The organism is Opitutaceae bacterium, from assembly GCA_015075305.1.
Taxonomy (GTDB): domain Bacteria; phylum Verrucomicrobiota; class Verrucomicrobiia; order Opitutales; family Opitutaceae; genus UBA6669.
This window is the reverse complement of sequence record JABTUS010000011.1, coordinates 181,713-207,034: the sequence shown is the minus strand read 5'-3', so window position 1 is coordinate 207,034 and position 25,322 is coordinate 181,713. Positions and strand designations below refer to the sequence as shown.

Sequence of the window (25,322 nt, the reverse complement as noted above, 5' to 3'; positions counted from 1 at the left end):
TGACTTCAGCGCTATCATCAAGAGACTGATGTCGGAGGGATTGACGCCACTTATCCGGCTCGCCTGTCCGAGGGTGCGCGGTTTGATGGCATCCAGCTTGATTGCGCTTTCGCGGCGCAATCCTCTTATCTCAATATAGTTAAGTGATTCGGGTATCCTGATCCTTTCAATTTGGGCGAGCTTGCTGATCTGACGCTCCTCGCGCGCGAGATAACCCGCGTAGCTGACCCGATAGAGAACTTCCTCTTGAACTTCCTTCGTAAGTCCACGAAAACCAGATGGATATGAAATACTCGGTCCAGAGCCGGTCGTAGCACGACGGATCGCATCGCCCCATGTCCCCTGCCCGCCTTCCGGACGTGTTTCCTCAAAGAATTTTCGCCACTTGGAAACCTGCTCCGCTTTGGCTGCAATTCGGTTCCGCCGGCTCTCGGAGATCAGGCCGAATTGACTTGCGTGATGTGCGAGGCGCAACTCGGCGCTGCCGTGATTAAAGAGCAAGCGATATTCGGCTCGGCTTGTGAACATACGATACGGCTCGTCCGTGCCCTTCGTTACCAAATCGTCAACCAAAACTCCGATATAGCCTTCATGCCGGCCAACAATCAATGGAGGCGCTCCCCTCACCTTGTTGACCGCATTAACCCCGGCCAGAAGCCCCTGGCATGCAGCCTCTTCATAACCCGAAGTCCCATTAATTTGTCCGGCGAAAAACAGGTTTTCGACCTTCTTTGATTCCAGTGACGGGAATAGCTGCGTGGGTGGAGCAAAATCGTATTCGACTGCATAGGCTGGCCGCAGGATCTCTGCGTTCTCCAGTCCAGGCACGCTGTGAACCACCTCTTGCTGAATCTCGAACGGCAACGATGTCGACAGGCCATTCACGTAGTATTCATTCGTTGATCGACCCTCAGGCTCGAGGAAAAGCAGATGGCGAGGCTTATCCGCAAATCGCACGAACTTGTCTTCAATGCTTGGACAATAACGCGGGCCAATGCCTTCGATTTCTCCGGAATACATGGCCGACCGATGGAGATTACCCCGGACCAATTCAGCGGTTCTTTCAGTCGTGTGCGTCATCCAGCAGGACACCTGATTCGAGCCCGGAGCCCAGCCCAAGCGCGCTTCTCCGGATTGTTCCACGTGGAACATTGGTTCAGCGTCTCGCGTGTCGTGAAATGCGAAGAGCGTTACATCCGAGTCACCTTTCTGCTCAGCCATCTTCGAAAAATCAAGGCTGCGTCCCAGCAACCTCGGTGGCGTCCCGGTCTTCAATCTGCGCAATTCAATACCCGCCTCAAGAAAACTCGCCGAAAGCGTTTTCGAGCTAAAATCGCCAAGGCGGCCACCTTCATTCTTGTTCTGGCCGATATGCATCAATCCTCGAAGGAATGTACCCGTTGTCACAATCACCATTTTGGACCTAAATTCGAGATCCAGGTTTGTTCGAACTCCGACGACGCGTGAGCCTTCATAGATCAACCCAGTCACCGTCGCTTGAAATATGCGCAGGTTCGGCTGCAGCTCCAAGGTGTGTTTCAGGCGAAACTGATAAGCCTTCTTGTCGCATTGGGCACGGGGTGATTGCACCGCAAGTCCCTTGGACTCATTCAGAAGCCTGAATTGGATGGCGGTGCAATCCGTATTGATGGCCATCTCTCCGCCCAAGGCATCTATCTCGCGAACAATCTGGCCCTTAGCCTGTCCGCCGATGGCCGGATTACAGCTCATCTGCGCAATGGTGTCCAGGTTGCCGGTGAGAAGCAGGGTAGGGGCACCCATGCGGGCGGCGGCCAATGCCGCTTCGCAGCCCGCGTGTCCGGCACCGCAGACAATGACATCGTAACTCGTTGTACTGTCGTATTTTATACCCCTTTCTGAGCGCATCCGTGCAATATTGACAAGCGAAAAACCTGACGGATTCAGGGTAGGGGGCAATGCAATTGCCAAGCGGGCACGGCCATCTGAGCTCTCGCGAAATCATCAAGTTTCTGTGCCTTCACTCTGTGAAGTCCGTGCAATCCGTGGATCTCCTCCTGCACTTGCCTACGGAATGCCCGGATACGATCCGGATAGTGGCCATGTGTGAGCGGCGCCTCGGCCAGCCGATCTCAGATTTCACATCCGCAATTCAGGATTGCACGCCAGGGGTGCATTGCCCGGCGCTGTTTGGCGGTGGGCGTCCCCCGGTCACGACGGAGCGTGCCCCTCCAGCGGAGTGGAACCCATTCTCTTCTCTTCTCCGCGTCCTCCGCGTCTTGTATGTCCAATTTCGTGAACAAGAGGGGAGTGACAAAGGCCGCCGCCGAGAATGGGCCATTTGGCTCGTCGGAGGCGGCGGCCTTTGTCACAGTAGATTTGGCCTTGGATGAGCGAACCTCTTCCAAGGTCGCCAGGGCGCGTGTTCGGCCGGCCGCCGGACACGCGGCAGGGCAGGAAGATCGATTCGCGCCAAGAGGCTCGACCTCGCCGCGGAGCAATGATCCCTGTCCTGTGCCTGGTTTAACTCGAACCGCTGGAAGAGCCTTGAGCTCGCATCGCAAGAAGGAGCATACCATGCCCGCAAATGTGTCACCCAACTACGTTGGACTGGATATTTCCAAGGACCAACTCGATTACTGCTTGAGCGAAACTGCTGAAGGCCGCTGTGCCAACACCCCCGCAGGTCGCTCTGAACTCATCCAAAGAATCCGCTCCGTACCAAATCCCCGCGTTGTGTGCGAAGCCAGCGGCGGCTACGAAAAGCTAATCGTCGCAGAACTGCTGCAAGCGGGCATTGAGGTGTGTGTCGTGCAACCAGGACGATGTCGCGCGTTTGCCTATGCGGAGGGCTTGCTGGCTAAGACCGATCGTATCGATGCCCGCATGCTGCGTCGCTTCGGGGAGAAAATGAATCCGCGCCTGGCTGTGCCGGCCGATCCGGCTTCGGCTACCTTGCGCGAGATGCTTGAACATCGCCGGCAATTGACCACCCAACTCGTGGAGGTGAATGCCCGCCTCTCCTTGGCTGGACCGACCCTGCGACACCTGCTGACGACCCAACAGAAGTTTCTCGCTCAGCAGATTGCCAAGGTCGAAAAACTCATCGACCAACTCATCGATCAGGATCCCGATCTCAAGCACAAGTCTCAACGGCTCCAGCAGGTCAAGGGCATCGGACCTGTGCTCGCTGCCACGGTTCTGGCCTACGTCCCTGAATTGGGCCAGATCGAATCCGCGCAGCTCTCGGCCTTGCTGGGTGTCGCACCCCACGCGGCCGATTCCGGCCACACCTGCGCACCCCGTCACGTACGCGGCGGGCGCGCACCCGTCCGACATGTCCTGTACATGGCCGCCGTCTCGGCATCCCGCTCCAATCCAATTCTCGCCGCCTTCTACCAGCGACTTCGCGCCAACGGCAAACCAGCCAAGGTCTGTCTCGTCGCCGTCATGCGGAAGATGGCCTGCCTGATGAATCATCTCCTTCAAGACCCTGATTTTGTTCTTGCCTGAAAACACCGCTGCTCCGCGTGAGACTTTCCGGCGGCGCTTCACGACGCGCGATCCCTGGGCACGACGGAGCGTGCCCCTCCAGTTGAAAAAATCTCCCCGTCGCGCTTCCTCCGCGTCTTCGCGTCTTCGCGTTGAATCTTCCGACTTTCGCCTTCTTCCCTCTGTCTTTGGCCTGAGGTCAGCAGCTGACTGCGGGCTGGAAGCTCGAGCCACGCGGTCCCCCGGCCGATGATCACTTTCCGATGCAGAATGTCGCGAAGAGGCGGTCGAGCATGCGCTCGTTGTCGAACTTTCCCTGGATCTCACCCAGCGCTTCAAGCGCCTCCCTGAGATCGCTCGCAACAAGCTCGGGAGGGGAGGGCGGCTGAGCGTCCGGCCGCAGAAGTCCAAGCGCGGCTTCCAGACTTGTTCCTGCCCGCTCCAATGCCTGCGCGTGGCGGGCGTTCACTGCGATCACCTCATCGCCTGTCTGCACGAGATAGCTCTCCGCCGTCCCCTCAATGCCTCCCATCAAGGCTGGAACTCCCTCTCCTGATTGAGCCGAAACAATGAATGTTTTCACGCGCCGGGCGGACGCCTCAGAAAAACCGGCTGTCTCCAACGCATCGGGCGAAAGGGCATTTGCGGCCCGCTCGGGAGAAACCAGATCCGCCTTGTTCCCGACAACCAGAATCGTCGCAGTCGCCATCGCTGCCACAACATCGCGGGGCAGGGGAGGGATCGGTGCGCTGAGATCAATCACCCACAACACGAGGTCTGCCGCTTTCATCCGTTCGTGGGTTTTCTCGATGCCCATCCGCTCAATCTCTCCCGGCGATGGATTCAGGCCCGCGGTGTCGATCAAGCGGACCAGATGCGCACCGGCATGAATGTTTTCCTCGATGAAATCGCGCGTTGTGCCGGGTTCGGGGGAAACTATCGCGCGCTCGTACCCCACCATCCGGTTCAAGAGCGAACTCTTTCCCGCGTTCGGCGCTCCAACAATGACCGTGCGAATGCCCGTGCGCAGGATTTCCCCGTAGCGCTGGGTCGCAAGGAGGCGCCGGGTGCCCTCCAACACGCTTTCGACTGCCCCGCGCACAATCGAACGGTCCTCAGCGGGAAGATCCTCGTCGGGAAAATCAATGTAGGCCTCCACCCGGGCAAGTGCGTCGAGCAGTTCGCCGTTGAGCCGTGAAAGATGCCTTCCAAGCGATCCCTCCAACTGCTGCTGCGCAGCCGCAAGCGCGCGGTCGCTGCGCGCACGAATGACATCCATCACGGCCTCCGCCTGGCTGAGATCCAGCTTCCCTCCGAGAAACGCGCGCTGCGTGAACTCCCCCGGCTGGGCGAGCCGGCAGCCGCGAGCGCAGAGATCGTCGATCAGGCGGCGAGCGATGAAAGGATTACCATGGCATGAAATCTCAAGCACGTCCTCGCCGGTGTAGCTTGCCGGAGCCTCGAAGCACACCGCCACAACCGTATCCAAAAATGCATTACGCGCGAGATCCCGGTAGCGAACCGTCCGGGTCTGGCGCGGCTTCAGGGCAACGCTGAAAAGCGTGCGCGAGAAATCAGCGACCAGCGGTCCGCTGACACGCAGGACCGCAATCGCCGAGGCCCCCGCGGGTGTCGCAAGGGCGACGATGGTATCGGTGGAGGGAGAGGCGCACACCGCACGAAGGGAATCGCGTCGCCCGTCCCGCGCAAAGGCAAAAATATGCGCCAATCGCATCCTGCGTGCTGCGGAACGTTCCTGGACAGACTCCCCGGGATCCGGGGGGCTCGAGCTTCCCCCTTCGGACCCCGCCACTCAATACCCGGAATCAGCCAGCTGGCGGCGCAGCGCTGCGATAGCACCGGGAGCCTGACCAACGATGTCGCCGCGCGACCACACACACTCGATCGTCAGGCGCTGACATCCGGACGCGGATCGCAGCGCGCGCAGGAACGGGCGGAAATCCTCATTGTGGCATCCGGGCTCCGCGCGATCCTTGTTCTCCGCAATATGCGCATGCGTGACGAGGGCTGCGTGCCGGGTGATGGCATCGGGACTCTCGCCGTTCCGGAGCATGTGGAAGACATCCACGAGCAGGCGCACGTTCGGGTGGTTGCTGCGTTTCACGGCCTCCGCTCCCTCGTCCAGCGTATTGACAATGTTGCATTCCCCGCGCTGGAGCGCCTCCACCACGAGAGTGATTCCATGCACGCGGGCAATGGGCGCCAGGAGGTTGAGCGCCTCCACGTACTGCTCAAAACCTTTCACCAGTGACCAGCCCTCCGGCACCTTGCGCGCGGCGCCGGATCCAAAAACAAGCGTGGTGAGTCCAATCGTGGCCGCTCGGGAAAAGGCGGATTCCACGTATCGCTTCATGCGCACCGGATCAACCGACGGACCCGTCACCCTCAGGTCGGGCGGGAACAGGCAGTTGGCCGCCGGCGTGGGCAAGGCGCAGGCGCGGGTCTCCGCCGCATGGGGGACGAAGGCCTCCTGCAGTTGTTCAGGCACAAGCAGATTCTGGATGTGCCCCTCGATAAAATCGCACGGCGGTGCGCCAAACTTCGCGACAATATCCGGTGTGGTGCAGAGACCGAGCTTCATGACTATTCGCGCGGAAGAACTTTCAAAATCAAAGGTTGCCAGCCTTGAGACCAAAATATGCGGCGGCGTTGTCGTAGCAGATATCGCGGATCAACTTTGCATTGGCCGCTTCATCCGCCGGAATCAAGCCGGCCTCGATATCCGCCCCGATCATTCCGCAGAGGAGGCGTCGGAAATATTCGTGGCGCACATAGCTGAGGAAGCTCCGCGAATCCGTGAGCATGCCCACGAATCTTGAAAGCAGTCCCAGTTGGGAAAGCGCATTGATCTGCCACTCCATGCCCTCCCGCTGGTCGAGGAACCACCAGCCCGAACCGAACTGCAGTTTGCCGGGGACAGTGCCGTCCTGAAAATTCCCGACCATGGTCGCGAACGCATAGTTGTCGGCCGGATTCAGATTGTAGAGGATGACGCGCGGGAGCTGGTTCTCGCGATCGAGCGCATCGAGGTAGCGCGTCAGTCCGCGGCACTGCGGGAAATCACCGATCGAATCAACTCCGGCATCCGCGCCGAGTCGCTTGAGCAGGCGGTTGTTGTTGTTGCGCAGGGCGCCAAGGTGAAGCTGCTTCGTCCAGCCGCGTTTCGCGTCAAGCTGCCCCAGGAAGATCATGATGAACCACGCGAACTTCGCCGCCTGCTCGGGTGTCGCGGCCACGCCCGAACGCGCCTGCGTGAAGATGGCCGCCGCTTCGCGTTCGGTGCAGTCGACATCGGGAAGCGACTCCATGCCATGGTCGGACAACCGGCCGCCGATCGAATGAAAGAAACCGTGGCGCTTGTCGATGGCCTCGAGCAGCCCGGCCAGACTGTTCACGCTCACGCCGCTGCGTTCATCCAGGAGGTCGCACCACGGATTGAAGATGGACGGCGCGTTGACCGCCATGGCCTTGTCCGGACGGAAAGTCGGATAGACTTTCGTCTGCAGATTGCCGCGGGAGATGGCGAGGTGGTGTTCGAGCATGTCGGCGGGATCGTCGGTGGTGCAGACGACGTTCACGCGATTCGACGTCAGGATTCCATGCACGGACATCGCGGGCGTGCGGAGCTTCGCATTGGCGGCCTCCCAGATCCTGGGCGCATTCGCCTCATTGATCAGCAGGTCGATTCCGAAATAGCGGCGCAGTTCGAGATGCGACCAATGGTGAAGCGGATTGCGGACCAACTGCGGCACCGTGCGGGCGAAGGCGAGGAACTTCTCGTAGTCGCTCGTGGTGTTTCCCGTTATCAGTTCCTCGGGCACCCCCGCGGCGCGCAGGGCGCGCCACTTGTAGTGATCACCGCCAAGCCAGATTTCAGTCAGCGTGCTGAACTGCCTGTTTGAGGCGATCTGGTCGGGAGGCAGATGGCAGTGATAGTCGAAGATCGGCTGCCGGGCGGCGTGATCGAAATAGAGCCTGCGCGCCCACTCCGTGGTGAGCAGGAAATCCTCGTGGAGATAGGGCTTGGTCATGGTGTCGCGAATCCGATGGGCCGCGGAACTCTCGGGCAATCGCTCACCGTCCGAAGGATTTCGAAAAATCGTCCGTCGAAACGACGACCTTCTTCTTTCGCTTGTTCTGCGCGGACGCCGCGATCTTCTGCTTGAGCGCCCGCTCGTACTTTCGTCCGTCGAGCGGCAGTGAGACCGTCGAATCGGTCCACGCCGAGTACAGCATGGCATTCGCCAGTTCGATCGAGTGGATGCCCTCGACCGCGGGCGAGAGCAGTTTGGCGCCATTGAGAATGGCGTCCGCGAAGTTCTGGAGAATTTCGTTGTGCTGTCCGCCGTGACCGGCCGCGGGGATGCTGACGTCCCAGGAGTCGGGTCGCGCAAAGGCCTGGGTGGACTTGCGTGAGAATTCCGACATAGGCACCTCGTTGCGGATGTAGGAAATCGCGTCATTCTCGTAGACGATCCGGCCGCGCTCGGCGGTGATTTCCAGGCGGTTCGTGCCTGGAGCCTCGCCGGTCGAGGTGATGAAGACGCCCGTCGCTCCGTTGGGAAACTCCATGTAGGCGGTGACGTCGTCCTCGACCTCGATGTCATGGTAGCGTCCGAAGCTGCAGAACGCGCGAATGGATTTCGGCATGCCGAACATCCATTGGAAAAGATCCAGGTTGTGCGGGCACTGGTTGAGCAGCACGCCGCCGCCTTCGCCCGCCCAGGTCGCCCTCCAGCCGCCGCTGGCGTAGTACGCCTCGGTACGGAACCAGTTTGTGATGATCCAGTTCACCCTGCGGATCTCGCCGAGTTCGCCGTCCTGGATGAGCTGGCGGATCTTTTTGTAATAGAGGTCGGTCCGCTGGTTGAACATCGCGGCGAACACCTGCTTCTTGTTGGTGTAGGAGGCAATCAGGCGCTCCGCGTCGGCGCGGTGAACGGAGATGGGCTTCTCGACCATGACGTGCAGCCCGGCCTTGAGGGCGCGCATGCCGATCGTGGTGTGATCGAAGTGCGGGGTGGCGATGATAATGGCGTCGATCTGGCGGGAATCGATCATCTCGGCGGCGGACGAAAACGTCTTCAGTCCGGGGAAGCGCGCAAACCGCGCCGGATCGGCGTCGGCGATCGCCGTAAGCTCGAGACCCTTGATTTTACCGGCAAGAATGCTGGTCGCGTGACCAGATCCCATGTTGCCGAGACCGACGATGCCTGTGCGAACTTTGTCCATGGAGAAGGGTGGGTTGGAGGAAGGGATGCCAAGCCTTGGCCGCATCCCAGGAGCGGCAAGGAAGGTAGCGATGAATGTTAAGCGGAAGTGAACCGGTCCGTCGTGCGATGGAACCGGTCGATGACGAGACTCAGCGTCTCGCTCCGCGTGTCAGCCGGCTCGCCGGTTTCGCGGAAGGCTGGGCGGATTCGTCAAATAGGGCCGAATAGACGTAGGGAAAACCCGCGAACTTCTTCCGCTCAATCTGCGCATCGATGAAGCGCTCGATGGAGCGCGCGTTGCGCACGTCGTCCTCGGTCACCAGTGTGAACGCCTCGCCGGAATGCTGCGCCCGGCCCGTGCGTCCGATTCGGTGAACATAATCCTCGGGATTCTCGGGCACATCGTAGTTGATGACGTGGGACACCCCGGCGATATCGAGCCCGCGGGCCGCGATGTCGGTGGCGACGAGCATCTCGAACCTGCCGGATTTGAAGCCTTCGAGCGACTCGACCCGTTCGCGCTGGCTGCGGTCGGAGTGCAGCACGCCGACAGTGTGGCTCGCCGCAATCAGCCGGTGGGCGATCCGATCGGCGCCCATGCGTGTGCGGCAAAAAATTATCACGCTCTTGTACTGCGTGGCTTCCAGAAGCGTCAGGAGGAGATCAAACTTCTGCGAGGCGACGACGGGATAGAAGGCGTGTTCGACCGTTTCGGCGGGGGAGCGTCGCTGGCCGATCTTGACCTCCACCGGATCGCGCAACGCCCAGCCTGCAAGAGAGGCGATTTCGGGAGGGATCGTGGCGGTGAAAAAAAGAGTCTGCCGACTCTTGGGCGTCTTGGAAACGATGCGTTTGACATCGGGAAGGAATCCCATGTCCAGCATGCGATCCACTTCATCGAGCACCAGGATGTCGATGCCCGAAAGACTTACCGCTCCCTGCTCCATGTGATCGAGCAGTCGACCGGGGGTAGCGACGATGATGTCGACCCCGTTCTCAAGATCCTCGCGCTGTTTACCGTAGCCCACGCCACCATAAATCACCGTCACGTCGAGCTGGGTGAACTTGCCGTAGCCCCTGAACGCCTCTTCAACCTGTAATGCGAGCTCACGGGTTGGCTCAAGAACGAGGCAGCGCGGGTGGCCGGTCCGAGCACCCAGGCGTTCCAGAATGGGCAGGGCGAAAGCGGCGGTTTTTCCGGTGCCCGTTTGGGCGGACCCAATGACGTCCCTGCCGGCGATCACCAGCGGAATGGCCTGGGATTGAATGGGCGTGGGCTCGGTGTATCCCTTTTCCTGAACAGCGAAAGCGATGCGGTCGGAAAGACCGAGCTGGCTGAAAGCGCTTTCAACCTTCGGAACGGCGGGCAGCTCGCGCACCGGCCTGTTGCGTTTGGGTGGGGGCGGCTGAGAAACCGGGCGTTCAGCAGGCGCGGGTTTTGGCCGACCGCTGGATCCCGAGCGTGCACGGGAGTGACTCTGGCCTGATGCGTTTGCCGATGGCTGACGGTCGTGGGGGGAACGTGGACGATGGTCCTTCCTCTGCTTCGCATCGTGCTGCTGGGGGCGCGACCGATTTCGATCCCTTCCCGAGGGCTTGGAGGCGGTCGGCTTTTGCGGTGGTTGGGCGACGCTTGATGGGGCAATGGTCTTGCGCAGCTTCGCGATCAACTTTTTCAGCATGATAGGCGTTCTTTCTGGAAAGGTTACAGTCTCCGCTTTCCGGCAGCCATTGCAACCACGGATCCCGACCGATCGGAAACGCGAACGCCGTTCATCCTGAGCGGGAACAAGTCATTGAGGTGTGTAAACCCGTTTGTCGAGGTGCGCGCTCAAATGGCCACGGAAGATCTCCAGGTTCTTTACTGCCTTGATGGCAATGAGTTGGGAGGCAATGTTACCCACGGCTGATCCTTCGAGATCGAAGGCGGCGACGGGAAGCCGGCAGGCGTCGGCAGTGGCCTGGCAGAGCAGGCGATTCCGGGCGCCGCCGCCGACCATGAGAATGCGTTTGAATGTGCGCTGCGCGAGTTTTTCAAAGGCCTTGAGCGCGTCCGCATGACCCTGCCCGAGGGAGTCGCAGATCAGGCGCATGTATCCCGCCATATCCTTTGGCGCTTTGCCCCGGCGCTTCTTGATCTGGGCATCGATTGCGGCGCGCATGGAGGTCGGGTTTGCCAGGGCGGGATCCGTCACATCGAGCAGCCGCGGTGGCTTTGGCTGGTTCTCAGCGGCGGTGATCAGCGATCCCCATTCGCGCGCGGATTGGGGGCGCGAATCGAAATCCTTCAACGTGCCCTCAAGCAGCCACAGCCCGATCACATTGGTCAGGGGATGGTAACGACCGTCACCGGTGCGCTCGTTGGAGATTCGCGCAGCCATGGCCCCGGTGCCCAACACGGGCTGGTCGCATTCGAATCCGACCAGCGACCAGGTGCCCGAGCTGAGGTAGAGATCGGTGCCGTCGGGATTGGCGGGCATGGCGTCGTAGGCACACGCCGTATCGTGTCCGGGGACCGCGACTACCTGCGTGTGGGCAAAAGCCGGATGCAGGTGCGCGAGTTCCTTCCTCAGTCCACCCAGCCGGGTCCCCGCAGGCACGGGGGTACTGAACCAGGAGGGTGGCACACGGAAGTGATCCAGGGCGAAACGGGACCAGTCCCTGGTGTGCACATCGATCAATTGGGACGTGCTCGCGACCGAGAGCTCGTTGGCGGCCTTGCCCGAAAGCAGAAAATTAAAGTAGTCCGGCAGGAAAAGGCAGCGGGTGGCGAGGTCCGTCAGGGCAGGGCAGGACGCGATGGCCTCCTCGAGTTGGAGTGATGTGTTGTAGAAGACATTGGGGATGCCGGTCGCCGCATAGACCCGCTCAAGCGCCGCGCGTGTGCGGGCCAGGCGTTCCAATCCGGGGCGCGTGCGTGAGTCGCGGTAGGCGTGAACCGGAAATACGAGCCTGCCGGCATCGTTGAGGAGCACGTAGTCGACGCCCCAGGTGTCCACTCCAACCGACGCCAGTTTCGCATTTCGGGGAAGTGCGGCGGCGGCGGCGCGCAAGCCGGTCTGGACCTCTGACCACAGGGTGCCGACATCCCAATAGTCGTGGTATCCCAGTGTGCGGAATGCATTGGAAAACCGGTGCACTTCCTTCAGCGCGAGGCGCTGCCTGACCCATGAGCCAAGAATGACGCGCCCACTGGTGGCGCCGAGGTCGATGGCGGCGGTGTAAACGGGCTTGGAGGACATTGAATGAAACGGTTTGGGAACTCTGGGATTGTTTCGGTTGGATCCTTTACGATCCATGTAGGCCGAAGCTTTCGAAATCTACCCCAAAACAAGCGGAAGCCGATACTTTCCTGACAGCCCGGCTTGCTCGTCTGGGCGAGTTGAGAACTGACGGTGCTCGTGTGTCAGGCGAGCATCAGGCTTTTCGGTCCGCGAAACTGCACGCGTTCCTGCCATTGGAGGCCGCCCGGCGTCAATTGCACATCAGGGCAGTGGGCTATGACGGTTTCGAGGACTACGCGCGCTTCCAATTTGGCGAGCGGCGCACCCAGGCAGAAATGAATGCCTGATCCAAAGGAGAAATGATCGATCTTGGGTCGATGGATGTTGAAGACATCCGGCGAATCGATCCGGGCCGGATCGCGGTTGGCGGAACCGATCAGTTGGAAAACCATTTCATTTTCACCAAACGGAACCCCCGCAAACACGTGCGCCTTCTTTACGCGACGGAAGTTTCGTTGTTTGGGTGCCTCGAAACGGAGTGCTTCATCGATGGCCGGCCCGATCAGCGCCGGATTTTTCTTCAAGGCGGACCACTGTTCGGAATGGGAGAGAAGCAGGTGAACGAGATTGCCGAGGAGATTTGTAGTCGTCTCGTGACCGGCGGTGAGCAGGGTGTTGCAGGTTGCGAGCAGTTCGTCGCGACTGAATCCGCGGCCGTTCTCCTCCGCGAGTGCGAGCACGGTGATGAGATCGTCCTGCGGCCGGGCCCTGCGCTCGTCGATGAGGCGGTTCATGTAAGCGAACAGTTCCATCAGGGCGGTCTGTGAGACCATCGCCGGTCCGAACCGGGTCACGCCGGTGCCCTGAAACGCCAGGATTTCGGCGGACCACCGCTTGAACAGGGAGCGATCCTCCACCGGAGCACCGAGCAGTTCGGCGATCAGGATGACGGGCAGCGGATGCGCGACCTCGTGGACAAAATCGAACGGGCGCTCCTTCCGGCAGGCTTCGCCGACCAGGGTTTCAGCGAGCTTGCGTATGCGCGACTCCAGCGAGGCGATCGTCTTTGGCGTGAATGCCTTTTGGACGAGGGCGCGCATGCGGGTGTGGTCGGGGGGATCCGACCCGATCACATCCTTTTGGGCGAAATAGTGGCGAAGCGGGGCGAGTTTCTCGCGTTCGTCCGCGGAGAGCCCGCTGAAGAGGAGCCCCTGGCGGTTTTCATTCGAGAGGTTGTCCTTGTCGCGCAGCGACTCCCCCACGTCATCGTACCGGCTCACGACCCAGGCATTCCAGGAGTCGCTCCAGAAAACCGGGGCCGTTTCGCGGAGACGGCGATAGATGGGATACGGATCCACCATGATCGCGTCCGAGACAAGGAGTCGGTCGAGTTCGGGGTCCGGGCTTGAGGAAGGCTTCATGCGGGGGACAATCGATGATCGGACGCCGCGGAAAGTTCAAAGCATTCCGCTGGTCGCAGATCGCGTGTGAATTGGTCCGGCGGTGTCTTGCGACGCACGTCCCCAGGTCACGACGGAGCGTGCCCCTCCAGGGGGTTGGCTGTTCGGTTCTCAGCCCTTCGGTGGCAGGACGAAGGATTCAAAGGGAGTGCCCTTGAGCAATTCGATGTTCAGGCGGCTGCTGCTGTAGGCTCCTCCCGCCGTCGTGGGAGGGGAAATCCATCCTCGGGACTCCAGCATGTAGCTCATGAACTGGTGAGCCGTGTTGAAACTCGGCTTTCCATTGACGCTTGAAATGTTCAGAAGGCCCGGCGCCAGCATGCCTACCTCAAACCAATCGGTTTGCTTCGCATTCTCGAATGGCACGATGAAGTCGTGATCCAGGATGCCAGCCGTCACCTGGCCGTCCTTCTTGAAGAAGTAGAGGTTGTCGATCTTGAGATCGCGCGCGATCAGTCCCTTGTTCGCCAGATCGTCGTAGAGCTTCACGACAGCCCGTTCGTGATCCGCGGTGAAGTTGACCTTGGCCCGCCCCTCAGCGGTCGCAGTCAGCGTGTGGTCGAACATCTCCGCGTCCTTGGGCAGCTTTTCAACGATGGCATACGGGTAGTTGCCCTCCGTTTCCGTGGCGAGGACCTTGAGTTGCGGAATGCCCGCCCGCTCAAGACGGTCGCTAGCCAGGGCCGCGTCGGCGATCATGTCTGGAGCACTTGTCGCTTCCTCCCCCCTGAGCCGGAACTTGATGACCGCATCACTGTAGTCGGGTGACCGGAGTTCATACACGCGGGAGAATGCGCCTTCACCGAGGAACTTCCCCAGGTCGTGGACCTGATTGTTGCCGAGGTCGCCAAGCTTGTAGTTGCCGGGATCCTTGAGGTTGATGCTTTCACCGATCTCCTTGTCAAAAATCTTGTTGTAAATACCCGTGTCGTCGGGAGCGCGCTGCAGGTACGGGAGGGTGGCCTCCGGATGCTCGAGCAGGGCGGGCGCATAATGGTGGGGAAGGTCGGGTGCTCCCAGAATCACCGTGCCATCCGCAGCGACTCCACCCGATGCCGCAGACGGCGGTCCTCGCGCCAGCGGTGAGCCGGCGGGAACCGCTGCCGGACGCGGAGCCTCGACGGCGGGCGGGAGTATCTCCTTGGGTTTCAGCACACCGCGCGACACACGCGTGTCCGCCGCCATGCCGAGGGCATGGAACTGGCTGTCGAGGGCCTCCTTGAAGGCGTTTATGGAGTTCTTCTCCGACGTGCCAAAATTCAGTTCCGCCAGCGCTTTCTCCACGGCCAGTATGCGCTCCGGAGGTACGCTGTGGTCGAAGGGCGCGAGAGACTTCAGCAACGCCGAGGCTTTCTCCATGCGATCTGAAAGCTTGCCGACATCGATGCCCTGCTGGGTGTAGCCGTTGCGGACCGCGCCCAGCATCTCGATCGCCTTGTTCATCTGCGCCGAGGCCTCGAGTTTGTCGCCCTCGGCATAACGCGCACTGGGGAGGCGGAGAAATGCATCGGCCTTTTCATTGTACATCATGCCCAGGCGCTGCGCGTCGAGAAGCGTCGTGCGCCCCTGCTGCACCGCCACAATGTTGGGCGTCTCGAGCTGGCGCAGGTTCCCCGCCGCGTCTCGAATCTGGTCCGAGAAGTCCGCACTGGCCTCCGGATGCGGCCTGTCGGTGGCAAGCTGTTGATGGAGCTCGGCCCACTTTTCCTTCATGGCATGCTCAAGCGAAAGCCCGTCGTGCCGGGCCGGATCCCAGGAATTCCACGCGGCGAGGTCCTCGGCTGCGGCCATGCCCCGCAGCTTCTCCGGCGTAAAGCCGCTGACCTCGGCAAATTTCTCATGGGAAAACTCGGCCCAGTGCTTTCTGGGAATCTCGATCCATTCCCCTTTTCCGTCGGCGGTGTCGGCAACCTTGTAGATCACGCGATAATCGCGGTCGGTGTTCACCGATCCCGGTGGCGCGCCCGGCGTGCGAAAATCCTGCACCTTGATTTCCTTGCCCACCCAGGGCGCGGGGCGGGCGGCGGCTCCCTCGGGAAGGGTCGATCGGATGCCGCCGGGTGCGGCGGGATCGAGGCGCTGGTCGAGTGTCTGCAGACGCTTGATCTGTTCGACGACCGCATCGTCGTGCACCTTGTAGATGCTTTCCTCGACGCTGTTGAAGGCCACGCGAACCGATTCCGGTGCATTCTTCAGCGCACGCATGGCACGCGGATCGGTCTTCAGATTCATCACCAGGTCCGCTGACGGCGTTTTCCCTTCAATCACGAGTTGCTGGAGCTCCCCAAGCTCAGGCGAACGACTCCTGGCTTCCGACCAGCCCAGAATCGCGTTCGTGCTTTTCGCAGCCTGATCGACCGGCGTCGCCACAAGTTTTCCACCGCGGTACTCCGAAGTTCCCGCAGAAATATCCGCGATCGCCCGGGCCCGGAGGGCCGGATCATCCGTGTTGGCGATTGCCCGAAGCACGTTCTCATCGCGCTGAAGTCGCGCGGCCTGGGCGTTGAGCTCGGCGAGCCGTTCATTCAGCACGGCGGGGGCATCCGCTCCATGCGTGGCGATCTGCTGCTCAACCTGGGCGATCTCGCGTCCGACGTTTCCGCGAAGCGTTCCCAGCATCTCCGCCTCCGTGGCAACCAGCCTCTGGGCAACCTCGGGCGTGACTCCCTTGGCCGCGGCCTGTCTCATCACGTCATCCAGGGGAGATGGCGGACCGTAAGTGACCGCTGGGCGCGTGACGTCCAGCGCGCTTGGTGTGCCCGCATTGCCGCTGCGGACATCGGCAATGGCCGTGCGTGCGGCGGCCAGCCCCTCCGGAGTCGCACGCACGCCGCCCGCCAGCACGGCCGCCTCGAGCCTGGCTGAATCTGCAAGGGAGTTTTCAACCCGAAGAAGATCGTGCGTCAGGTTGACGTGGTTGACCACGGCATTGCTGGTCTCCGTCTTGCTGAGCGTTGTCAGCGCCTGCTCACGAAGCAGCCGGGCGCTTTCGAGCAACTCGGACGCTTTTTCGGGTGTGGCCTGCCCCGCCTTGCTGATCAGAGAATCCGCGAGATTGAGTTTGTGGCTGATGTCGTCGGCGAGATTGGCTTCCGCGCGCGTGAGGTTGACGATGTTGTCGAAAAGCACCCCGGCTCCGGAGGAGTTGATGCGCCGCCCGAGTTCACTGGCATTGAGCGAGGCTCGAAGCGCAGATGCCTCGTCCAGAACCTTGCCCGCCGTGGAGATTGCGCCGAGTGCGGCGTTGCCCAGGGTCTCGGCTCCGCGGAAGTTGGTCACGACGGCAACGGTCGCCTCGACAGCTCTGGAGTTCGCAATGGCCGATGCCAGTGCCGCTGTCTTTTCGCCCAACGAAGTCGCCCGCGCGGCCTCTGCGAGCTGGGCCAGTCGCGGCACCGAAGCGGCGGGATCGACGAAACCGATGCCGATTTCAAACGCCACCTGACTCGCCAGCTCGGCCGAGTTGAAGGCGAGATTGTCATCGCGCTGGAGCCGTTTCAGCGCCTGGTCGACCACCGCGGAACTTATGGCGCCGGCTGTCCGACTTATGTCGCTCACGGATGTGTTCCTGACCGCGCTGATGCCGCGGTTGATTCCATCGAGGCTCTTGGTTCCGACAGTGTCAAGCAGGCCCAGATCGCGACCCGTGATCGCCTCGCCCAGGATGTCGCCGTACGCTGCCACGGCTTCGACTACAGTTCTGTCAGCGAGGTAAATGCCTTTCCCCGCCATTTCCACGAGGTCCGGCACGGAAGCGACCAGGCTCACGACGCCCTTGCCAACGCCGCTCACGGTTCCGGCGAAGCCATAGGCCAGGTTGGTGGGAGTCGCGTTCGCGATCGCTTCATCCAGGAAGAGACTGGCGAGCGAAGGATCACCCTTCGACACATTGGCGCGCACGCCTGCATTGACAGCGCGATCGGCGCTGGCGCGCTGTGCGGCGAGAAGCTCGGCGTTGACGGCGTAGGCGGCATTGGGATCGATGCCCATACCGACCAGAAATTTGTCCAGATCGGAATTGCTGGATGGTCCTATCTTGTCAGCGCGGTTGCGGGCGATCAGGTCGTCGCGCGCGGTTTCAAACGTCCTGGCACTGTTCTCCATGATCGTGGCGTAATCGGAGCGCTGCCTGCGCGCATCGCCGAGTGCCTGCTGCAGGGAGGCAATCCGGGAGGCGTCCCCGCCGGATTGCGCGCGAGCCAGTTCGCTTTCATAGTTTCGAATGCGCTGGTCGAACTGACCGAGCTTGGCGGCGTGCCCCGCGCGCAACTGTTCAAGTTCAGCGTTGGTTTCGTAAAGGGTCGTGAAGCGCGACAATTCCTCCCGAGCCCGCGCGGCGGGATCCATGTCCCATTGCTTCGGAAGCGTTCGCAGCACGGTCGCCAGGGCCGTTTCGCGTTCATTCTCCAGTTGGCGCAGCTGGGTCTGCTGCGCCCGGATGCCGAGATCGCGCGCGCCGATCTGGGTGTCGAGCTCCTGCATGCGTTTCTCGATGAAGCTCCGGGTCGACGCATCCAGGCTCTCCTCGTTCAGCCGCTTCTCGAAGGCGTAGTACTGACCCCGCAGCCCGCCAATCTCCGTGTTTCGCTTGAGCAGGTCCTGTTCTATCGCGGCGCGATTCGCATCGTAGCCGTTTTGGATGTCCTGAATCTTTCCGACGCCCTGGGCATAATCGAGGCGCGCCTTGAAGAAATTGTCGCTCGATGCTGGAGCATTTGCCACCGCGGCCGCCGGGCGGCGGTTGACAATATCGAGGTAGGTTTCGGCTGGCTGAAGCGTGGAGAACGCCGATGGAACGCGCGATGCCGGCGCGGCTTCCCGGGCCTTCCTGAGGGCGAAATCGGCATCCGAAAGCAGGCGTTCCGCCGAGGCGACCGCCTGCAGGCTCAGATCGACAATGCGTGCATTGATCGATGACGGATCCCTCTTGAATTCCGCACGGGCAGCATCGAGTTCGGCCTTCCGTGTTTGGATGCGGGCCTCCGCCTCGTTGCGCGCCGACTGATAGATGTCCGTTCGGTCGAGAAAACCCAATGCTGTGACGAGCCCGGAGGTATCGCTCTGGTTGAACAGGAGCGTGCCGTTTCGAGCACCCGCAGGATCGGTCATCCACTTGCCGATGAGGGAGCGCAACGCCTCGGCCTGCACCGGATCCGTGGCCTGCGACGTGGATTCCAGCAAGCCGCGCCGCTGAGTATCGCCGACCAGCAGGCGCATTTCCTTTTCCGAGAGTCCCTGGTCGAGCTCGACCTTCTCCGCGATGGAAAGACTGGCCGGGTCCTTGCGTGCGCGTTCGGTCAGGGCGCCCAGGCGCTGCAGGTGGGCCTGCGCGCTGCCGACCTCGTTGAAATAGGAGGAAATGGCCGTGCGTCGTTCCAGCTCCGCAAGCTCCAGGGAGGAGAGCACATCCTTTGCCGGTCGACCGGAGTCGGCGACGCGCCGCTGCAGCTCGGTGAGTCTCTCCGTGTTGTAGGCCGCCGTCGTCGCCGTGAAGGCCGCGTTGTCACGCGCCGCCGCGAGCGTTGCGGCCTGAATCAGAGCCTGATCGATGGCGGCCTTCTTGGCGGCCTCGACGGCTATCAACTGGGATTCGAGCGCGGAGCGGACCGCGGGTGGCAAACCGGGGTTTGTGAGCATCGTCGACCAGAGGGAGTCCGCCGCCTTGGCAAGCATCTGAACATTCGCCTTGGCCTGATCGATGGCGGCTGTGAGCTGGTTGAAGCGATCGGCGAGCGCGGGATCGTTGCTGCCCGCGATGGCGGCTGCCGTCGCGGTTTCCATGCGCAGGCGGTCGCGGTTTGCCGAGGCCTCCGCAAACGCCCGTTCCGCCTGGGCAAGGGTCTGCGCAAGCGCGGGGTCCTGTTTGCCGAAGGCCGCGGAACGCGCGAGCCGGAGATCGTTTTCCGCCCTGGCATAGGCCTCCTCCGAAGCCAGCAGGCCGCGCGCGTGCGCCTCGTAGTCGGCCGTGAGCATGCCCTGGCGCGCCTGCGCGGACTTCAACTCCGCCTCGCGGGCAGGGTCGGGCGCGGATGCTGGCGGAGCGGATTGCGGCGCAGCCGCATCGCGCGCGGCTGCAAGCAGGGCGGGGTCGCTGACACCGGCGGCGGCTAGGCGCGCCTCCCTTTCCTCGCGCAGCCGGCGCATCTCCGGATTCTCGTACTTCACCCACCGACCCTCCGCATCAAGCACCTCGATGGTCGAGGCGCCGTTCTTCAGCGCTTCCTTGGCCTTCTCGCGCTCCATGGCGAGTGCGGCGGCCGTTTCGAGCACCGTCTTCCTGCGATCCTCATCCTCGCCGACATAACTGTTGAACTTGTCCGCATAGGCGTTGATGCGGCCGGCGATGTCGCCGGCGCGCTGCTGGGCGAAATCAAGCTGGCGCTGGAGTTCCTTCCGGGTGGCGGAGGATCCCGCCGCGGCGAGGCGCTCCTGCAGCTCGCCGATCGTCGTCATCCATTTCCGATAGGCGTCCTGGTCCCGCTGCAGGTCGTCCAGATGGGTCGCAAGGTCGTTGAGCTGGGCCTTCTCGAATCCTTTGGCCTCCTGCTCGGAAACGTACAGCGTCCTGCCGTGGGGATCAACCAGCGCGCGGCCGTCATTGCCGACATAGAAAGCGCGCACCTTGCCATCCACCGTTTCGTAACGAACGGCGGCCGCGGACGCGCGGGCTTCGCGCACATCGGCGACCGTGGCATTCGTTATGCCGTACGCCGCCAGATTGACCTCGGGTGCGAGCTGGGAGACAGCCGAGCCCGCGGAAAGCCGGGAGGAAAGATCGCGGAAGGAGCGCGATTCATTGAACAGCTCGGTTTCCCTTTCGCGGAGCTGGCGTTCGAGATTTCGGCGCTCGGTGGGGGAGAGGTCGCTCTGGAGTTGATCGCGGATGGCATCGATCGACGTCGCGAGCGACTTCACCTTGTCAGCGGAGGCGAGGGCTGTGCGTTCGGTGTAGGATAGCTCCTTGTCGACAACCTGGCTCGCCGAGCGGTTGGCCGCGCGCATGCCGTCGATAATGGAGTTCTCGAGGGTTGAGCGCGTGATGGCGAGCTGGTCGAGCTGCTTCTGGATCTCCCGCTGGCGACTGCGGCGTTCCGACGCGGTGAGACCCGGGTCGTCATCAAGCGCAGCGAGTTCGTTGATCAACTGCTGCTGCGCGGACGTGACCTGGTTCAACTGAGCCAGTTGTCCGGTCGTCTGTGCAATGATGGCCTGCGCCTGCGCGCGCTGGCTGGGAGTGCCGTTCTGCGCAAGATAAAGTGTTTCGCGGCTGACTCCCTTGTAGTCCTCTCCGAAGACGGCGGAGGCGACCTTGTCGCGGAACCTGTCGTCGACTTCGGCGAGATCCCCTGCGGTGCGTGCGGGTTTTCCCGTACGGCGGTCGATGATGTCGCCATTGGCATTGAAACTGAACCGCTCATTCCCGGCAAGGGTGCGCCGCAGCGCCTCCTCAATTGATTCACCGGGCCTGACCTCGAGATCGAGGTCCAGGTCATTGAGGGAAAAGTCGCGGACCGTGTAACCGAAATTGCCGAGCAGGTTGTCCTGCAGTTCACGGAATTGCTCCTTCGGCGGAGGCGGCGGGATGCCCGGGCGCTCCTGTTCGCGTCGGTAGGTGAGCAGGCCCGAAAAGCCGGGGGCGCGCCGGTCCATGGCCTCGCGATAGTCCGCATCGTACTTGCGGGCCGTCTCTCCGGCCAGGACCACATTGCCGTTGGCGTCCACCCAGTCGCCGCCTGCCGTGCGGCGCAGATTCATTCCGCTGAGGGCGTCATCGAGGGAGGATTGCAGGCTCGTGAATCCGTCGACGGGAAACTCCATCCAGCGCCCGTCCGCCAGTTTTACGCGCACGGTGCGCGGTTTGGCGTCGAGCATCGAATCCATCACCTGCGCGCCGGCCTTGGAATTGCGTCGCACGAGATTTCCGGTCCGCGAATCCTGTATCCATTCTCCGGATGCAAGCATCTGCTCACGCTTTTCCTTCTGCTGCTCCGCGTAGGTCTTCTGATGGAAGTTGCCGTCCGCATCGCGAGCGAAGAGATCACTGCGATCGCGCAGCATGCGCTCCTGGTACTGGGCGTCGGTCTCCCAGTTGACCTTTGAACGACTCGCCGCCTCATCCAGAATCGCGCGAGCCGTCGCCGGCGGCACCCCCCGGCGCTGCAGGTCGAGGCAGGTTGTCACCCGCCCAAAGCCGCCCAGCCGGCTTTCGAGGAACGCCTTGTACTCGTCGAGATCCTTGAAGGTGTGGCTCCATCCCATGCCGCCAATGCGCGACTTGAACAACTGCTGCAGGTAGGCGGGGTCCTGGAGATCGCTTCGCTTGTGCACGATGCCGAACTGGCCGACGCGGCTCTGGGCGAACTGCTGAAGCTCGTCCTCATCCTTGAACGTGTGCGTCCATCCGAGTCCGCCAACGCGCGCCTTGAACTGTTCCGCGACATACTCCGGTTTCTCCAGGTCGCTCTTGAGGTGAACGATGCCGAGTCCGCCGACGCGGCTTTGGGCGAACTGCTGAAGTTCGCGTTCATCCTTGAAATCCTGGGCCCAGCCGTAGGCTCCCACGCGTTCGCGGATGGACTGCACAAGTTCGGAAGTCTCGTTCATCGCGGGCGCCGAAGTCGGCGCCGGGGCTGGAGCAGCCGAAGCCGCCGGCGGGCGTACTGTGGCTCCGGTGATTGTCTGGCGCATCATCAGGGCACTCTGCGCGTCGGTGATATTGACGTAGGCATCCCGTTCGGCACTCGAAGCTCCGGGTGGAGGGGGAGGAACGAAGGTCGGTTGCGGTCCTGTCGGCAAGGATCCATCCGGCGCGGAAACAACGGCTCGGCGCGCGAGCGCAGCTCCGAGTGACAATCCCGGCGATATGCCCAGATCGATGGCGGCGGTGCGGGCTGCGGCAAGCTGGGTGCGGTCCGCATTCTCGATGATGTTTCTGATTTCCACGCTGTCATTGCGTTTCCCGGCGAGCGAAACGATCCGGCTTTCGAGCTGGTCGCGTGCAGAGGCAAAATCCTTCAGGCCCTGATCGAGTCCGGAGATCTTGACGGCCATCGGCTGCAGGCGCGCGAGGCTTTCCGTCAGCGCCTTGTCGGTGGCCGCCAGATCCTGCGCGGCGGCGGCACGCGCAGCGGGATCGGATGGCACTGCGCCGGAATCCGCCGCTGCGATACGGCCCTTGAGCAGAGCACTGGTGCGCGCAAGAACGGGAGCCTGCGCGCCAATGGAGCGCATGATGGGATCCGAGGCGCGCTGGAGCAGTGCGTTGACCGCCAGCGCGGAGCCCTCCAATTCAGCGTCGGCGTGGGCGACTTCCGGGGCTCCCTGCGACAGCGTGGCGGCTACGGCAATTTCGCCGGTGGCGGACTTGGCGAGCTCCACCTGCCGTCGATGCAGCTCCAGGCGCTGAGGCGTCAGCCGGGATGCGCTCGGCTGCACCTCCACGATCGAATGATCGTCAGCGAGCGTCACCAGTTTTTGAATGGAATCAGGACCGACGCGTTCAAAGCCGGCCGGGGCGTTTACCGTGCCCTCCTGAATGCTTCGCGCGGCAAGCAGGGCGTCGCGGCCCACGATTTCCGCATAGAGAACCTGGGCCGCCACGCCATCGGCCGCCTCGGGCGAAACCACACGGGCGGCCTTGGCATTCAAGTCGCCAAGTCTGTCGAGCAAAGGCAGTGCGCCGCGTGTGCGCTGCACGATGGACCGGGCATCCGCGACATCCTTTGCCTGGATCGCATGGGCAATTGCTCCCTTGTTCTCCGCTTCCGCAACACCGGTGAGTTCCTTGAGCGCTCGCATGGCGAGCTCGTTCGCACGCGGCGAGTTTTCACCGATCGCTATCGCGGCTTCGTTGACGCTCGCACGGACGGACTGCGTGCGCAGGGATTGGAATATCCTGCTCGCGACGACGGTGTCGCCTTCGGTCAGCAGTGGGTGGACGGGCACTGTTCCGGCATTGTTTGATGCCGTGAATACGAGGTCGGCGTAGGTTTCCTCGGGTGCCGCGAGCGTGGCGTCGACGACCTTGATCCGCGACTGCACCGCTTCGCTCACTGCGCTCAAACCGGACTCATGTTCGAGGATGGCGGACCGGCCGGTGTTGATCTGCGCAAGATTGCTGATGCTGTGCCCCAGTTGACGTCCGCTGAAATCCCCCGGCATCAAATCGGCCGCGGCTGTATTGTAAGTGTCCTCCGAGAGGCGGTCCAGGTTGCGTTTGACGGCTGCAGTCGCGGGATCCACGCCCATGCTTTTCAGGGCGTCCGCACACGGATCGTCGAAAAACGGCCGGGGGGTTGGCGTGGGCGGTTTCGGCTTCTTCGTGGGCGTGGGTTTGGGAGTGGGGGTCGGCGTGGGCCGCTTTTTTGGCGTTGGAGTGGGCCGCGGACGCAGGGTGGGAGTCGGACGCGGCCGAACACTCGGTGTGGGCGATGTTGTGGGAGTCGGTGTAGGTGTCGGCGTGGGCGTAGGTTGCGAGTCCCCACCCTGGGGTGGGCCTCCGCGGCCGCAGATCCGGCCTTCCTCCAGGGCGATGCCGAAAACGCCTGCCTGCGCCACGTGCTCGGAATAGCCAAATTTTCCGAGCATCGTTTCTCCTGCACTGGCGAGCCCTTGCGAGCGGGAAAGCATCTCGGCCGTGCCGGCGAGCGCGGTCTTGCGCGCTGCGAGCGACTCCTGCATGCGGCTGATCGCATCGCTCGACTTCTTCAGGAGTTCACCGACTTCCGTGTCGGACAAGGGGGGTTCGGGACAGGGACCCTTGGGAACAACCACGGTGTAGGCGGCGATGGACAGTCCGCCGCCGAGCTTGCGCGCTTGGTCCTTGATCTTGCCCTGCTCGGCATCGAACTGTGCGGCCTGCTCGTTGATGAAGGATTGGACCATCAAATCCTCGTATCCACCGGTCGCCTGCTTGATCTGGTAGCCCAGCTTGGATCGTGCGCGTTCCACTGATTCACGGCGAAGCCCGTCTGCAATTTCCACCCAGTAGTCCTTGTCCCGGTCGGGCCTGTCGCGCGGTGTCGTTTGAATCGGATCGCGATAGGTCAGTTCAGGTGTTGTGGGCGCGGAAGGCGTGGGAGTGACGCTGGGGGTTGGGGTGGCATCGGGAGACGGGGAGACCGTGGGAGAGGGGGCAAGGGGGACTTCCGGAGTTGGAGTTACGACCACTGTAGTTCCGCCGGGGGCGGGTATTACGGGCGGTGATTCCACATCCGGTGGAGGTGTTGGGGTGGGAGTTGGCGCGATGACGACGGGTGGGGCGGTGACGGCGACCACGGGCGGGGAGGTGGGAGCCGCCGTCGGCTGGGGGGTTGGAGTGGGGGACGGCGGTGGGGGTCGGGTCGGGCTCGGCAGGGGTGCCGTGGGAACGGGGGTTGCCACAATGGCTACCGGAGGACGGGAAGGCGCGAGCGTTGGACTCGGGGTGGGAACAGGAGAGGGAGTCGGGGTGGGTATTGGAGTGGGCGTGGGTGTTGGAGGGGGCGGTGTTGGCTGCGGCGTGGGCGCTATCGCGATGGGTGAAGGTGCGACAACAACGGGTGGCTGGGTGGGGGCGGGAGTTGGCTTGGGGGTGGGTGGAGGTGCGGTGGGTGCCGGGGTCGGCGCGATGGCAATGGGAGGTGCCGAAATGGTTGTCGGCAGCCGTGTCGGCACTGGCGTTGGGGTAGGCGTCGGCGGGGGTGAGGTGGGTTTTGGGGTGGGCGCAATGGCTACTGGAGGTGTCGTCGGGATGATCTCAACCGGAGGCTGCAGGCGCGTTGGTGACGGCTGGCGAGTCGGCACCGGGGTGGGGGTGGGCGACGGCCGAGTGATCGTTGCCGGCGACGTCGGAGTCGGTGCGATTTTCGTCGATCCTCCCCCGGATTTTTTTAGCAGCGCGCAGGTGGGACAATACTGCGCGGGATCGTGCCGGTAGCCGCAGGGCTGGATGG

General features: G+C 62.4%; 11 protein-coding genes. 2 read left to right on the top strand and 9 right to left on the bottom strand.

The window, feature by feature from the left end:
- A partial coding sequence (mnmG, locus tag HS122_19310) for a tRNA uridine-5-carboxymethylaminomethyl(34) synthesis enzyme MnmG (GenBank protein ID MBE7540545.1) occupies positions 1–1,869 on the bottom strand: 1,869 nt, incomplete at its 3' end.
- Positions 1,870–2,556: 687 nt separating this feature from the next.
- Here mnmG and HS122_19305 point away from each other — a divergent pair.
- Entirely contained in the window at positions 2,557–3,492 is a 936-nt protein-coding gene (locus HS122_19305; protein MBE7540544.1) for an IS110 family transposase, read from the top strand.
- A 232-nt stretch (positions 3,493–3,724) separates the two neighbouring features.
- Here HS122_19305 and mnmE read toward each other — a convergent pair whose 3' ends face one another.
- The 8 genes from mnmE to HS122_19265 all read right to left on the bottom strand — a co-directional run bounded on the left by mnmE (position 3,725) and on the right by HS122_19265 (position 24,558).
- A complete protein-coding gene (gene mnmE, locus HS122_19300; protein MBE7540543.1) occupies positions 3,725–5,206 on the bottom strand; it encodes a tRNA uridine-5-carboxymethylaminomethyl(34) synthesis GTPase MnmE in 1,482 nt (493 codons plus the stop codon).
- Between the two features lie 78 nt (positions 5,207–5,284).
- On the bottom strand, positions 5,285–6,073 hold the full coding sequence (locus tag HS122_19295; GenBank protein ID MBE7540542.1) for a sugar phosphate isomerase/epimerase: 789 nt from the start codon (positions 6,071–6,073) through the stop codon (positions 5,285–5,287).
- A gap of 28 nt (positions 6,074–6,101) precedes the next feature.
- Complete coding sequence (gene uxaC / locus HS122_19290) at positions 6,102–7,523, bottom strand: glucuronate isomerase (GenBank protein ID MBE7540541.1); 1,422 nt, start codon at positions 7,521–7,523, stop codon at positions 6,102–6,104.
- A 43-nt stretch (positions 7,524–7,566) separates the two neighbouring features.
- Complete coding sequence (locus HS122_19285) at positions 7,567–8,724, bottom strand: Gfo/Idh/MocA family oxidoreductase (protein MBE7540540.1); 1,158 nt, start codon at positions 8,722–8,724, stop codon at positions 7,567–7,569.
- Between the two features lie 130 nt (positions 8,725–8,854).
- The gene (locus HS122_19280) at positions 8,855–10,387 is read right to left on the bottom strand and encodes a DEAD/DEAH box helicase (GenBank protein MBE7540539.1); all 1,533 of its coding nucleotides are present in this window, start codon (positions 10,385–10,387) and stop codon (positions 8,855–8,857) included.
- 111 nt (positions 10,388–10,498) lie between these two features.
- A complete protein-coding gene (locus HS122_19275; GenBank protein MBE7540538.1) occupies positions 10,499–12,004 on the bottom strand; it encodes a rhamnulokinase in 1,506 nt (501 codons plus the stop codon).
- A gap of 107 nt (positions 12,005–12,111) precedes the next feature.
- Entirely contained in the window at positions 12,112–13,350 is a 1,239-nt protein-coding gene (locus HS122_19270) for a cytochrome P450 (protein MBE7540537.1), read from the bottom strand.
- A 150-nt stretch (positions 13,351–13,500) separates the two neighbouring features.
- Positions 13,501–24,558 (bottom strand): hypothetical protein, encoded by an 11,058-nt coding sequence (locus HS122_19265; GenBank protein MBE7540536.1) that lies wholly within the window; start codon positions 24,556–24,558, stop codon positions 13,501–13,503.
- A gap of 76 nt (positions 24,559–24,634) precedes the next feature.
- Here HS122_19265 and HS122_19260 point away from each other — a divergent pair, with 76 nt between their 5' ends.
- Positions 24,635–25,306, top strand: coding sequence for a hypothetical protein (locus HS122_19260; protein MBE7540535.1), 672 nt, complete (start codon positions 24,635–24,637; stop codon positions 25,304–25,306).
- Positions 25,307–25,322: the final 16 nt, after the last annotated feature.